The organism is Actinomadura rubrisoli (assembly GCF_004349215.1).
Classification (GTDB): Bacteria; Actinomycetota; Actinomycetes; order Streptosporangiales; family Streptosporangiaceae; genus Spirillospora; species Spirillospora rubrisoli.
In genome coordinates, this window is sequence record NZ_SMKU01000265.1 from 1 (window position 1) to 12994 (window position 12994).

The window sequence follows — 12994 nt, forward strand, 5'->3', positions numbered from 1 at the left end:
GCCGGGGGCTCCCATGAAGCCGGGGCTGAGCGGATCTTCCTTCAAGGGGGTATCCGGTACCCCGGGGAAGCCAGGAGATTGTGACCCGCCCGCCAGGCCATCCGCGCCGCTGCCGTCACCCGGAGCAGACGGAGCGGACGGAGCGGACGGCGGCGGCGGCCCGAAGATGGCGGTGGCGTCGGGCTCCACGGGGCCGCCCTCGCCGGAGGCACCGGACGAGGGGGAGGGCGGCGAGGCGCCGAGGGGCCTGGGGCCCGCGAGCGCGCCAGGGGATGGAGGCGTCTGCCCGCCGCCCGGGTCCACACCGCCGGGCTCGCTTGGGGCATCCGGAAAGTCCGGATCACCAGAGCGGCCAAGACGGGGGACCTGCTGCCCGCCCGGCCTCTGCGACCCGGACTCCGGTCGGGGCTGGCTTGGATTACTCACGCGACCTCATCAACAGGGGACTACGGGCAGTTGCCGAGGGCCTGGGGGGGTGCCCCCCAGGGTGTAGCGACTGGTGCGCCGTCCGAAGAGTACTGTGCGGGTTGGTGAGCGGGGGGAGCGCCGTGTACGGCGAGACTTCTGTTCTGGCTGGTCAACGTCCTCGTCGACGGCGCGGGCGGCGATTTCCTCCTTCTCGTGCCGCCGCTTGGGCTTACTCCCCGTGACCGAGTACGTATGACATGGCCAGGTGGTTCCAAGCGCAACTTTGACATACTTCCACCACATAGACCCTGAATTCTCCGTATTCACGGTCCATCGCGGCGAGCTCGGCCGTGGCCTTCACACGCCCTTCGTAACGGCCCAGTTCGTCCCCGTATACATAGGTCACGTGCGTGAGCCGTTCGCGCTCGCAGACGGGGCAGGGCGCTTCGGTCGGCTCGCCGTGGTGCTTGGCCGCGCGGAGCAGGTAGGGGTGGGCGTCGCAGGCGTCGTCTCTGGTGAGCGAGCCCGATCTCAGCTCGGCCAGGGCCGCCCGCTTCGCGAGGCCGTAGTCGACCACCAGCCTGGGTCTCATGGGCGGCTCCGACCCCACATGGCAGCAGCGTAAGGCCCGTCCGTCCGCTCCGGTAGATCGCTGCGGGGCGGGCGCGGGCCGTCCCGCGGCCGAGGCCGACTTGCCAGGACGGGCGCCGGAACGTATCTTTGCGATGTATCGAGCCGATACATTCGCTCGATACATCGATCCGAGACATCGACTCTGCGGAAGTGGGACGCGGGATGGCGGGCAAGAAGGGTGCGGGCGTGCTGGAGCTCGCCGTGCTCGGCCTGCTGCACGAGTCCCCGATGCACGGGTACGAGCTGCGCAAGCGGCTCAACACCCTGCTGGGCATGTTCCGCGCGTTCTCGTACGGCTCCCTCTACCCGTGCCTCAAGCAGCTCCTGACCAACGGGCTGATCATGGAGGACCGGCCGGAGGAGCCGAACGTGGCGCTGGCGCTGCAGAGCCGCCGGTCGAAGATCGTCTACAAGCTCACCGCCGACGGCAAGGAGCGGCTCCAGCAGCTTCTCACCGAGGCCGGTCCGGCGTCGTGGGAGGACGAGGGGTTCGGCGTGCACTTCGCCTTCTTCTCGCACACCCGCGCCGACGTCCGGCTGAGGATCCTCGAAGGCCGGCGCAGCCGGCTGGAGGAGCGCCTGGAGAGCGTCCGCGCCGCCCTGGCGCGGACGCGGGAACGGGTCGACTCCTACACGCTCGAACTGCAGAACCACGGGCTGGAGTCCGTCGAACGCGAGGTCAGGTGGCTCAACGAGCTCATCGGGCGCGAGCGGGCGGAACAGGAACAGCAAGCCAGATCATCTTCGCAAACTAACCAGGACATGCCTCGGGAGAAGGGCCGCTGAGCGCGGCGCCCTCGGGGTCGGGTGAAGAAACACCACATGTTCCATACGAGAGAAGGAGCAACCGGATGGGTTCGGTGCGCGTAGCCATCGTGGGTGTGGGCAACTGCGCCTCTTCGCTCGTCCAGGGTGTCGAGTTCTACAAGGACGCGGCCCCCGAGACGCGAGTCCCCGGCCTTATGCACGTCCAGTTCGGCGACTACCACGTGGGCGACGTCGAGTTCGTCGCGGCGTTCGACGTCGACGCCAAGAAGGTCGGGATGGACCTGTCCGAGGCCATCCACGCGAGCGAGAACAACACGATCAAGTTCGCCGATGTCCCCCCGACCGGCATCACCGTGCAGCGCGGCCACACCTTCGACGGCCTCGGCGAGTACTACCTCGACATGGTCGAGGAGTCGGACGCCGAGCCGGTCGACGTGGTGCGGGCGCTGAAGGACGCCGAGGTCGACGTCCTGGTGTCGTATCTGCCGGTGGGTTCGGAAGAGGCCGACCGCTTCTACGCCCAGTGCGCGATCGACGCCAAGGTCGCGTTCGTGAACGCGCTGCCGGTGTTCATCGCCAGCGACCCCGAGTGGGCCCAGAAGTTCACCGACGCGGGCGTCCCCATCGTCGGCGACGACATCAAGTCCCAGGTCGGCGCGACCATCACCCACCGCGTGATGGCCAAGCTGTTCGAAGACCGCGGCGTCGAGCTGCTGCGCACGTACCAGCTCAACTTCGGCGGCAACATGGACTTCATGAACATGCTGGAGCGCAAGCGCCTCCAGTCCAAGAAGATCTCCAAGACGCAGTCGGTCACCTCGCAGATCCCGCACGAGATGGCCAAGGCCGACGTGCACATCGGCCCGTCCGACCACGTGCCGTGGCTGGACGACCGCAAGTGGGCCTACGTCCGGCTGGAGGGCAGGTCGTTCGGCGACACGCCCCTCAACCTGGAGTACAAGCTGGAGGTCTGGGACTCCCCGAACTCCGCCGGAGTGATCATCGACGCCGTCCGCGCGGCGAAGATCGCCAAGGACCGCGGCATCGGCGGCCCGATCCTGTCGGCCAGCTCCTACTTCATGAAGTCGCCCCCGGAGCAGTACAACGACGACCAGGCGCGCGACGCCGTCGAGAAGTTCATCCGCGGCGAAGTGGAGCGCTGAGCGAGCGCGCTGAGAGCCTGATCACAAAGCGCCCGAAAGACGCCCTGACAGTGGACACACCACTGTCAGGGCGTACTTACTTTTGGAGAACTCGTAGAGGAAAACGGTGATGTAGCGGCTCTTTGTCACGCTCTGGCCCTACTGTGACACCGCCGGTGATTGCGCGCCCGCTTCCGAGGACCCGAGTGGAGGACGTGATGGCACGCGAGGTGATCAAGGTGACGGCGGGGCTCGCCGGGCTGGCGGTCGGGCTGACCGCGTGCGGCGGCGGCGAGAGCGCCTCGGGGGCGGACGGCCCGCCGCGCGACGGCGGCACGCTGCGGATCGTCGGCTCGTCGGACGTCGAGCATCTCGACACGGCATCGGTGGCGAGCGTCGGCGCGTACGGTCTGTCGCGGACGTACGCGCGCACGCTCTTCGGAACGCGCGCGTCCAACGACTTCGCCGAGACCGTCCCGGTGCAGGCGGACGTGGCGGCGCGCATCCCGACACGCGAGAACGGCGATATCGGCAAGGACGGCCGCACCTACACGATCCGGCTGCGCAAGGGCGTGCAGTGGAACACCAGCCCGGTGCGCCCGGTGACGGCGCACGACTTCGTCCGCGGGTTCGAGCGGCTCTGCAACCCGGCGGCGCCGTCCTCCGGCAAGGGCTACTACATCTCGACGCTCAAAGGCATGGACGGCTTCTGCCGGGGCTTCGGCGACGTCGACGCCAAGGACGCGGCCGCAATCGCGCGGTACCAGCGCGACCACGAGGCCGAGGGCGTGCGCGCCAAGGACGACGCGACGCTCGTCTTCAGGCTGAGGCGCCCTGCGAGCGACTTCCTCAACCTGCTGTCCCTGCCGTTCACGGCGGCCGCGCCGCAGGAGTACGACCGCTATGTCCCGGACGGGCCCGAGTTCCGGCAGCACACCCTCTCGGACGGGCCGTACCAGATCAGCGAGTACAAGCCCGGGGTGTCGTTCCTGCTGACCCGGAACCCGGCGTGGCGGCGGGAGGGCGACCCGCTGCGCGAGCGGCACGTCGACAGGATCCAGATCACCTTCGGGCAGGACTCGGCGGAGACCGTCCAGCAGCAACTCGAACAGGGCACCGCCGACCTCGCCTGGGACCAGCCCGTCCCGACGGCGGCGGTCTCCCGGCTGCGCGGCGACCCCCGGTTCGCGATCCGGGACACCCCGAGCAACACCCCTTACCTGGTGTTCAACACGCGGAGCCCGAACAACGGCGGCGCGCTCGGCCGGCGCGAGGTGCGGCAGGCGCTGGAGTACGCCGTCGACCGCAGCGCCCTGATCAAGATCGTCGGCGGTCCGTCCGTTGCGCAGCCGCTGCACACGGTGATACCGCCGGGCAACATCGGATACGCGGCGTCCAACCGCTACGCGACGCCCGGCGAGTCCGGCGACCCGGCGAAGTGCCGGGAGCTGCTCGGCAAGGCGGGGCACGCGAAGCTCACGCTGAAGTTCCCGTACCGGACCAACAGCGTCCACAAGCTCATCGCCCAGTCCATCGGGCAGAACCTCGCCGCCTGCGGGGTGAAGACCGAGCTCACGCCCGACACCGGCGGCTCGTTCTACTCCAGCACGATCGCCGTGCCCGCGAAGGCCCGCGAGGGCAAGTGGGACATCGCCGCCCCCGGCTGGACGCCCGACTGGTACGGCAACAACGGCCGCTCGATCATCCAGCCGCTCTTTGACGGGCGGACCTACGGCCCCAACTCCACCAACTACGGGGGCTACGACAACATCCAGGTCAACGGGCTCATCGACGGGGCCCTCACCGCGCCGGACCCGTCCCGCGCGGCCGGGTACTGGCAGGCGGCCGACCAGAAGATCATGGAGGACGCCGCGATCGTGCCGCTGCTCGACCGCGCGCACACGATCTTCCGCTCGTCCCGCGTCCGCGGCGCCGTCTTCGTCCCGACGGCGGCCGGCTACGACTACACCCGCCTCTGGCTCGCCGACTGACCGGCAGGCGATCGGCGCGGCCGCGCCGTCCGGTGCGACGATCGCTCCGGGGTTCGCGGGCCTGCGCGGGCGGCGGAGGTGACGCTCCGGCGGGCGCGTAGGGTGATCGAGTGCGGGCCAGTGAGCTGCGGGAGATCGTGCGGGGGCGGGACTTCCGGCGCCTGTACGCGACGCGCCTGACCTCCCAGCTCACCGACGGCGTCTTCCAGGTCGCGCTGGCGGGCTACGTCTTCTTCTCCCCCGAGCGGCAGGCGTCGGCGGGCAAGGCGGCGGTGGCGTTCGCGGTGACGCTGCTGCCCTACTCGGCGCTCGGCCCGTTCGCCGGGGTGTTCCTCGACCGCTGGCAGCGGCGGCAGATCCTGCTGTGGACGCCGGTGCTGCGGGCCGTCCTCGTCCTGCTGGTCGCGGCCCTGGTCGCGGCGGGCCAGGACGGCGCCCTGTTCTTCCTCGGCGTGCTCTTCGTCCTCGGCGTCAACCGGTTCTTCCTCGCGGCGCTGTCGGCGGCGCTCCCGCACGTGGTGCGGCGCGACCACCTCGTGACGGCGAACGCGTTCGCGGTCACCTCCGGGACGGTCATCGCGTTCACCGGCGCGGGCGGCGGCTACCTGCTGCGGCGCATCGTCGGCGGCGGGACGGACGGGACGGCGCTGATCCTGGTGGCGGCCGCCGGGCTGTTCCTGGCCGCCGGGGTGATCGCGACGACGCTGCCGCGCGGGCGGCTCGGCCCCCATCCGTCCGAGCACGCGGGGTCCGTCCTCCCGCGACCCGCGCCGTCCGACGGACCGCCTGGTGCCTCGCGCCGGCCGTCCGACAGCGCGCCCCGGGTCCGCGAGGCGCTCGGTTCGGTGCTCGGCGGGCTCGCGGACGGCGCCCGGCACATCGCGCGGCGGCGGCAGGCGGCGCTGGCCCTCGGCGCGATCTCCATCCACCGGTTCCTGTACGGCGTCATCCTGATCATGACGCTGCTGCTGTGCCGCAACCACTTCACGCGGAACGCCGACGAGGGGCTGACCAAGTTCGCCACCATGCTCGGGGTGTCCGGCGCGGGCTACTTCACCGCGGCACTGGTCACGCCCCCGGTGGTCCGCAGGATCAGCAAGCAGGCGTGGATCGCGTGGCTGTTCGGCACGGCCGCGGTGAGCCTGCTGCTCGGCCTGCCGTTCACCGAGCCCGCCTGGGCCGTCGGCGCGTTCGCTCTCGGGGTCGTCTCGCAGGGCGTGAAGCTGTGCGTCGACACGACCCTCCAGGAGACGATCGACGACGCGTACCGGGGCCGGGTCTTCGCCGTGTACGACATGCTCTTCAACGCGACGTTCGCGGCGGCGGCCGCGGCGGCCGCCACGTGGCTGCCGTCAGACGGGCGCGCCCGCCTCACCCTCCTCGCGGTGGTCGCCGCCTACGGCGCCGGAGCGATCGGCTACTGGGCCGCCGCGTCCCGCGCCCGGACGCCGGCCCCTGCCCTCCGCTGACTCCCGCCCCTCGCTGACTCCGCCCCCGCCGACTCCCGCGCCTACAGGGATTCGGCGATCGCCCACATGGCCGCGGCGATGTGGTCCACCTCGTCCTCGGTGCAGACGTACGGGGGCATCGCGTAGATCAGCTTCCCGAACGGGCGCAGCCAGACGCCGTGGTCCATGGCGAGCTTCTGGACGGCCGGGACGTCGACCGGCTCGCGCGCCTCGACCACGCCGATCGCGCCCAGGACGCGGACGTCGGCGACGCCGGGCAGCTCCGCCGCGCCGCCCAGCCCGCTCGACAGGATCGCCTCGATGGTGTCGACCTCGTCCCGCCAGTCGCGGGACATCAGCAGGTCGATGGACGCGGACGCCACGGCCGCCGCCAGTGGATTCGCCATGTAGGTGGGCCCGTGCATGAGGACACCGGCCTCCCCCGAGGTGATCCCGTGGGCGACGCGGTCGGTGCAGAGCGTCACGGCCATCGTCATGTAGCCGCCGGTCAGGGCCTTGCCGAGGCACATGATGTCGGGCGCGACCTCGGCGTGGTCGCAGCCCCACAGCTCGCCCGTCCGGCCGAACCCGGTGGCGATCTCGTCCAGGACGAGGAGGAGGCCGTGCTCGTCGGCGATGTCGCGCAGGGCCCGCAGGTACTCGGGGGCGTAGAAGCGCATCCCGCCCGCGCCCTGCACGATCGGCTCGACGATGATCCCGGCGAGCTCGTGCGCGTGGGCGGCGGCGAGCCGCGACAGCTCGTCCAGGTACGCCCGGTCAGGCTCGGCGGAGTAGCCGAGCGGAGGCGGCGGCGCGAACACGTGCCGGGCGAGCACGTCGCTGAACAGGTGGTGCATGCCGTTCACCGGGTCGCAGACGGCCATGTCGCCGAACGTGTCGCCGTGGTAGCCGCCGCGGACGGTGAGCAGCCGGTGCCGTTCGGGACGCCCCTGCGACCGCCAGTACTGCATCGCCATCTTGATCGCGACCTCGACCGCGACCGAGCCGGAGTCGGCGAAGAACACCTTCGTCAGCGGCTCCGGGGTGATCTCGACGAGCCGCTCCGCGAGCCGGACGGCGGGCGGGTGCGTGAGCCCTCCGAACATCACGTGCGCCATCCTGCCGAGCTGCCCGGTGACGGCCGCGTCCAGCTCCGGGTGGCCGTAGCCGTGGACGGCGGCCCACCAGGACGACATGCCGTCGATCAGCTCGGTGCCGTCGGCCAGCGTCAGCCGCACGCCCTTCGCCGACACGACGGGGTGGACCGGCACCGTCGCGGGGATCGGCGCGTACGGATGCCAGATGTGCTCGCGGTCGAACGCCAGGATCCGCTCGGTCTCGCGGGGGCTCATCCGCCCGAGTCGCACCGGGATCATGCGCCCTCCCCCGCGCCGCCCGCGCCGCCCGCGCCGGGTGTGGGAAGGACGCCCTCCGCAGCCGCCCAGCGGCGCAGCTCCTCCGCCGCGGCCTCCTTGCCGAGGATGCCCTGGTCGAGCCGCAGGTCCAGCAGGAACCGGTAGGCCCTGCCCACCAGCGGGCCGGGCTTGATCCCCAGGATCTCCTGGATCTCGTTCCCGTCGATCTCCGGGCGCATCGCGGCCAGCTCCTCCTCCTGCGCCAGCCGCTCGATCCGCACCTCCAGATCGTCGTACGTCCGCCGGAGCCGGTCGGCCTTACGCTTGTTGCGGGTCGTGCAGTCGGCCCGGGTCAGCTTGTGCAGCCGCGTCAGCAGCGGGCCCGCGTCGCGGACGTACCGGCGGACGGCCGAGTCGGTCCACTCGCCCGTCCCGTACCCGTGGAACCGCAGGTGCAGCTCCACCAGCCGCGACACGTCGGCCACGACGTCCTTGGGGTAGCGCAGCTCGGTCAGCCGCTTGCGGGTCATCTTCGCGCCGACGATCTCGTGGTGGTGGAAGGAGACGCGGCCGCCCTCCTCGAACCGGCGCGTCCGCGGCTTGCCGATGTCGTGCAGCAGCGCGGCGAGCCGGAGCACGAGGTCGGGGCCGTCCTCCTCCTGCGCGATCGCCTGCTCCAGGACGATCAGCGAGTGCTCGTAGACGTCCTTGTGCCGGTGGTGCTCGTCGATCTCCAGGCGCAGCTTGGGCAGCTCGGGCAGGACGTGCGCGGCGAGGCCGGTGTCGACGAGCAGGGCCAACCCGTCCCGCGGGTAGGGCCCGCAGATCAGCTTGGACAGCTCGTCGCGGACCCGCTCGGCCGACACGATGCCGATCCGGTCCGCCATGTCGTCCATCGCCTGGACGACGTCGGGCGCCACCGTGAACCCGAGCTGCGCGGCGAACCGGGCCGCGCGCATCATCCGCAGCGGGTCGTCGCTGAAGGAGTCCTCCGGGCGGCCCGGCGTCCTCAGCACCTTGCGTTGCAGGTCGGTGAGGCCGCCGAACGGGTCGACGAACTCGTGCCCCGGCAGCCGCGCCGCCATCGCGTTCACCGCGAAGTCGCGGCGGCGCAGGTCCTCCACCAGGTCGGTGCCGTAGGAGACGCTGGGCTTGCGGGACTTCGGGTCGTAGGACTCGCTGCGGTAGGTGGTGATCTCCAGCTCGACGCCGTCCTTACGGAGGCCGACCGTGCCGAACTCGATCCCGATCGTCCAGTGCGCGTCCGCCCAGCCGCGGATGATCTCCAGCGTCCGCTCGGGGGGCGCGTCGGTGGTGAGGTCGACGTCCTTGGTCGGGCGGCGCAGCAGCGCGTCCCGCACCGGGCCCCCGACCAGCGCCAGCTCGTGCCCCGCCGCCGCGAACCGGTCGCCGAGTTCGTCGGCGACGGGCGCGATCTTGCGCAGCAGCTCGGCGATCGCGGTCCGCCGCGTCCGCGAGGCGTCTGGGGTCACGTTCTGGTTGGGCACGACCATCGAGCGTATTTCCTTGGTAGGCGGGCTGACAAAGGACTTTCGGCGATCCCGGGACGCCCGCGCGGGAGTCCTTTCGGCGCCCGTGCCGGATCGTCGTACCGCCCGAAGAAGACCTCCGGGCTCTTCACATGGCGCGATCCCCGAGTTACGTTCTGGACACCCCGATGAACGCCAGCGCGACCGCCGGTGAGCCTCCCGTACGACAACGGTAGCGGGATCCAACAGGGCCACGGTCCGCCGCACGTGCGGCAACGGCGCATCGCGCGGTTCGCACGCGCGCCGGGCGAGGGTTAAGCCGGGCAGCAAGGGTATGTGGGGAGATCCCCGCAGAGTGAGAAGCACGGGGTTACAGGGAACCGGGTTCCGGGGGTGAGCGGGGAGATCCCCGCGGGATGGAGTCGATCATGAAGGACGCTCTCGCCATCCACCGCGCGCTGCTCGAATGGGAGGCCGTGCACGAGATCGTGCGGCTGCCCATCGCGATAGCCGACGCCGACGAGTTGCCCAAGGCGCTCGGCCTACCGGCGGACCGGTGCCTGGTGACACGCGTCTACGCCTGCAACGACGTCTTCGGGACGGGCCGCTTCCTGGCGGGGGTGATCGTCCCGGCGGGCGCGCGGCCCCCGACGGAGGCGGTGCGGCTCGCCGTGGGCGCCCGCAACATCCGCCCGGCCCGCGCCGATCTGGTCAACGCCGTCACCGAGTACGCGGCGGGGCTGGTCTGCCCGCTGCTGCTGCCCTCGTCGATGCCGCTGCTGATCGACCGGCGCGCCGTGGACGGACTGCCCGGCGACGACGTCGTCTACACCGCGACGGGCGAGGCGTCGACCGCGCTCGGCATCCGGGGGCGGACGCTGTACGCCCTGAGCCAGGCCAAGCCGGTGGACCTTCTCTCTCCCGCGTCCGGGCTCGCCGACCCGATCGGCTCGGTCGGCTCGGCCGCGGGGGCGGGCCGCGCTTCCGGCAGGTAGAACACGCCGCGCAGGCACCGGAACGGGCCGAATCCGCGCCACAGGCGGCAGGAAGGTCTGACGGGCCCCATGTCGGGACTACCATCGAGGCCGTGGTGCGGGAAATCGACGCCCGCCGTCCCGAGGCGGCCCCGACGGGCGGCCCTTGGGCGGACGTGGCGTGAGAACGGTCAAACGCGCGGCCGCGCTGGCTGCCCTGGTGCCCTGCATCATCGCGGCCTCTGGACCCCCGCTCGGGGGCCCGGCCATGGCCGCGCGGTCCGAGACGGCGGTGCCGCCGGACGCGGCGACACTGCCCGACGCGGCCACGCCGGACGCGGCCACGCCGGACGCGGAACGGCCACCTGAGCAGGGGCGCGGCCGGGCCCAGGTGGGCCTCGCACTGACGAAGGTCTCACCGAAGCCCGTCCGCGAGAACTCGCGCATCACCATCGCTGGGATATCGCAGAACCGTTCGGGCCACCAGCTCCCCGGCCTCACCATCCGCGTGCGCTACAACGCGCAGCCGGTCACCAGCCGCGGCCAGCTCGACCAGTTCGCGGCGGGCCCGCCGTCCGCGCTGCGCGGCGTGGGCCCCCAGCAGCCGCTCGCGCAGGCGGCCGCCCCGGGCGCCAAGCAGTCCTGGAAGTTCGACGTCGCCGCCAAGGCACTGCAGTTGCAGACCCACGGCGCCCTGCCCGGCGTGTATCCGGTGGGCGTCGAGGTGCTGAACTCGGCCCAGCGGGTGGTCGGCGGCGTGACGACGTTCGTGACGTTCATGCCGAAGCGGGCCAGCTTCAAGCCCGTCCAGGTCGGCTGGGTGTGGCCGCTGATCGACCGGCAGCACCGCACCGACGACCGGACCTTCCTGGACGACCAGCTCGCCAAGGACATGGCGGCTGGGGGCCGGCTCAGCGAGCTGGTCACCGCCGCGAACGCGACCGAGACGCCCATCACCTGGGCCATCGACCCCGCGCTGCTGGACGACGTCCAGCACATGGACGGCCACGACTACCTGCTCGCCTCCGGGAAGAAGGTCAAGAGCCCCGCCGCCGCCACCTGGCTGGCCGCGCTGAAGCAGGCGTCGAGGGGCGACCCGTACTTCACCGTCCCGTACGCCGACCCCGACATCGTGGCGCTCGTCCGGCACAAGATGACCCGTTACATCACCGCCGCCTACGACCCCCGGAACACCGGCCTCGTCGCGCAGGCGCTCGGCCGTCCGGCGAGCGCGCACATCGCCTGGCCGCCCGGCGGCGTCGCCGGGCCGGGCTCGCTCGACCTGCTCGCCAAGCTCGACCTGAAGTCCGGCGGGTCGTTCCTCATGAGCAGCAAGTACTTCCAGGACGCGGCGCAGGGCGGCGCCGCGAACGCCACCACCGTCGTCCCCACCTCCTCGCAGGGCGCCAAGAAGGCCCTGCTGTACGACGACAAGCTCAACGAGATCGTCAGCGACGGCACGCGCACACCCGGCGGGGCGCTGCTGGCCGAGCAGCGGTTCCTGGCCGAGACCGCGATGATCGCCGGGGAGGCGCCGAACGTCCAGCGCACGGTGGTCGTCGCGCCCGACCGGAACTGGAACCCCGCCCCCGCGTTCGCCAAGAACCTGCTCATCTACACGCGCGACGCGCCGTGGATGCGCGAGACCCCGCTGAACAAGATCGAGGCGAGCCGCCCGCAGGGCCGGGTGTTCAACGGCTACCTCGACGAGTACGGGCAGTACGAGCTCGGCGCCCCCTACCTCAACCAGGTGTGGGCGATCGGACGGCGGGCCAGGGCCTTCGCCTCCGTGATGGTCCCGCCGATCAAGATCTCCTACGAGCGCGCGCTGCTGCGGGCGCAGTCGGCGTCCTGGCGGGGGAAGGGGGTCCGCGCCAAGAGCGCCAGGGACGCCCTCTCGGCCGGGCTCAAGGCCGAGATGGGCAAGGTCTACATCGTCACCGCCAAGAGCAGGCGGTCCAACATGGCGGGCAGTTCCGGCAAGCTGCCGGTGACGGTCAAGAACACGCTGCGCAACCAGACCGTCAAGGTCCGGCTCAGCGTCGTCTCGGAGAACAGCGCCAAGCTGCGGCTCGGACGGCTCGAACCCGAGGAGGCGGTGATCGAGCTGAGGCCCGGGGAGCAGGTGCAGCGCTGGATCCCGGCCAAGGCGTCCGGCAACGGCAACTTCAAGGTGTTCCTGCGGCTGGAGGTCCCGAACGCGGCCGGCCGGACGTACGGCGACCGCGTCACCCTCACCGTCCGCACCACCGGGTACGGGCGGCTCGCCCTGCTCATCACGGGCGGCGCACTTGCCGTACTCTTCGTGGGCGTCGGAGTGCGGGCCATCAGAGCAAGGCGCCGCCGGAAAGCGGAGGCAGCTGGTGACGGGTCGACCGGAATGGGACCGGCAGCGACCGGAGAACCAGGGAACGGGTTCCCCGGGCCCGGGTTCCCCGGATCCGACACGGCGCCCCCAGGCGCCCGGCCATGGACAGGGGCCGCCGCCCCCGCCACCGGGACAGACTCCTCAGCATCCGCCGCCGGGTCAGGGCTATCCGGGCCGACCTGGCACGCCGCGCCAACCGGGCCAGGGCCAGGGCCGGCCTCCGGGCCACGGTCAGCCACCGGGCCAGGGTCAGCCGCCTGGCCGGGGGCAACCTCCGGGGCAGGGGCAGCCACCCGGCCGGGGACAGCCGCCGGGCCAGGGACAGCCACCGGGCCGGGGGCAACCTCCGGGGCAGGGACGACCTCCGGGCCAGAGGCAGCCACCGGGGCAGGGACAGCCTCCGGGGCAGGGCTACCC

General features: G+C 71.7%; 9 protein-coding genes. 6 read left to right on the forward strand and 3 right to left on the reverse strand.

Features of this window, described 5'->3' with window-relative positions:
* Positions 1–637: 637 nt before the first annotated feature.
* Positions 638–1000, reverse strand: a complete 363-nt coding sequence (locus E1298_RS34390; RefSeq protein ID WP_131900809.1) for a DUF5318 family protein — start codon at positions 998–1000, stop codon at positions 638–640.
* 203 nt (positions 1001–1203) lie between these two features.
* On the opposite strand from E1298_RS34390, the gene E1298_RS34395 reads away from it, so the two are divergent.
* From E1298_RS34395 to E1298_RS34410, 4 genes are all read left to right on the forward strand, one after another.
* On the forward strand, positions 1204–1827 hold the full coding sequence (locus E1298_RS34395; protein WP_131900811.1) for a PadR family transcriptional regulator: 624 nt from the start codon (positions 1204–1206) through the stop codon (positions 1825–1827).
* A gap of 65 nt (positions 1828–1892) precedes the next feature.
* The gene (locus E1298_RS34400; RefSeq protein ID WP_131900814.1) at positions 1893–2972 is read left to right on the forward strand and encodes an inositol-3-phosphate synthase; all 1080 of its coding nucleotides are present in this window, start codon (positions 1893–1895) and stop codon (positions 2970–2972) included.
* 197 nt (positions 2973–3169) lie between these two features.
* Entirely contained in the window at positions 3170–4942 is a 1773-nt protein-coding gene (locus tag E1298_RS34405; RefSeq protein WP_131900816.1) for an ABC transporter substrate-binding protein, read from the forward strand.
* Between the two features lie 110 nt (positions 4943–5052).
* On the forward strand, positions 5053–6411 hold the full coding sequence (locus E1298_RS34410) for an MFS transporter (protein ID WP_131900818.1): 1359 nt from the start codon (positions 5053–5055) through the stop codon (positions 6409–6411).
* Between the two features lie 41 nt (positions 6412–6452).
* Here the strand turns inward: E1298_RS34410 and E1298_RS34415 are convergent, their stop codons facing one another.
* Positions 6453–7766, reverse strand: coding sequence for an adenosylmethionine--8-amino-7-oxononanoate transaminase (locus tag E1298_RS34415; protein WP_207945001.1), 1314 nt, complete (start codon positions 7764–7766; stop codon positions 6453–6455).
* Positions 7763–9259, reverse strand: a complete 1497-nt coding sequence (locus E1298_RS34420) for a CCA tRNA nucleotidyltransferase (RefSeq protein WP_131900820.1) — start codon at positions 9257–9259, stop codon at positions 7763–7765. The genes E1298_RS34415 and E1298_RS34420 overlap by 4 nt, the downstream gene beginning before the upstream one ends.
* Before the next feature lie 404 nt (positions 9260–9663).
* Here E1298_RS34420 and E1298_RS34425 point away from each other — a divergent pair, with 404 nt between their 5' ends.
* Both E1298_RS34425 and E1298_RS34430 read left to right on the forward strand, forming a co-directional pair.
* Positions 9664–10230, forward strand: coding sequence for an aminoacyl-tRNA deacylase (locus tag E1298_RS34425; protein ID WP_131900822.1), 567 nt, complete (start codon positions 9664–9666; stop codon positions 10228–10230).
* A gap of 160 nt (positions 10231–10390) precedes the next feature.
* A partial coding sequence (locus E1298_RS34430) for a DUF6049 family protein (protein ID WP_131900824.1) occupies positions 10391–12994 on the forward strand: 2604 nt, incomplete at its 3' end.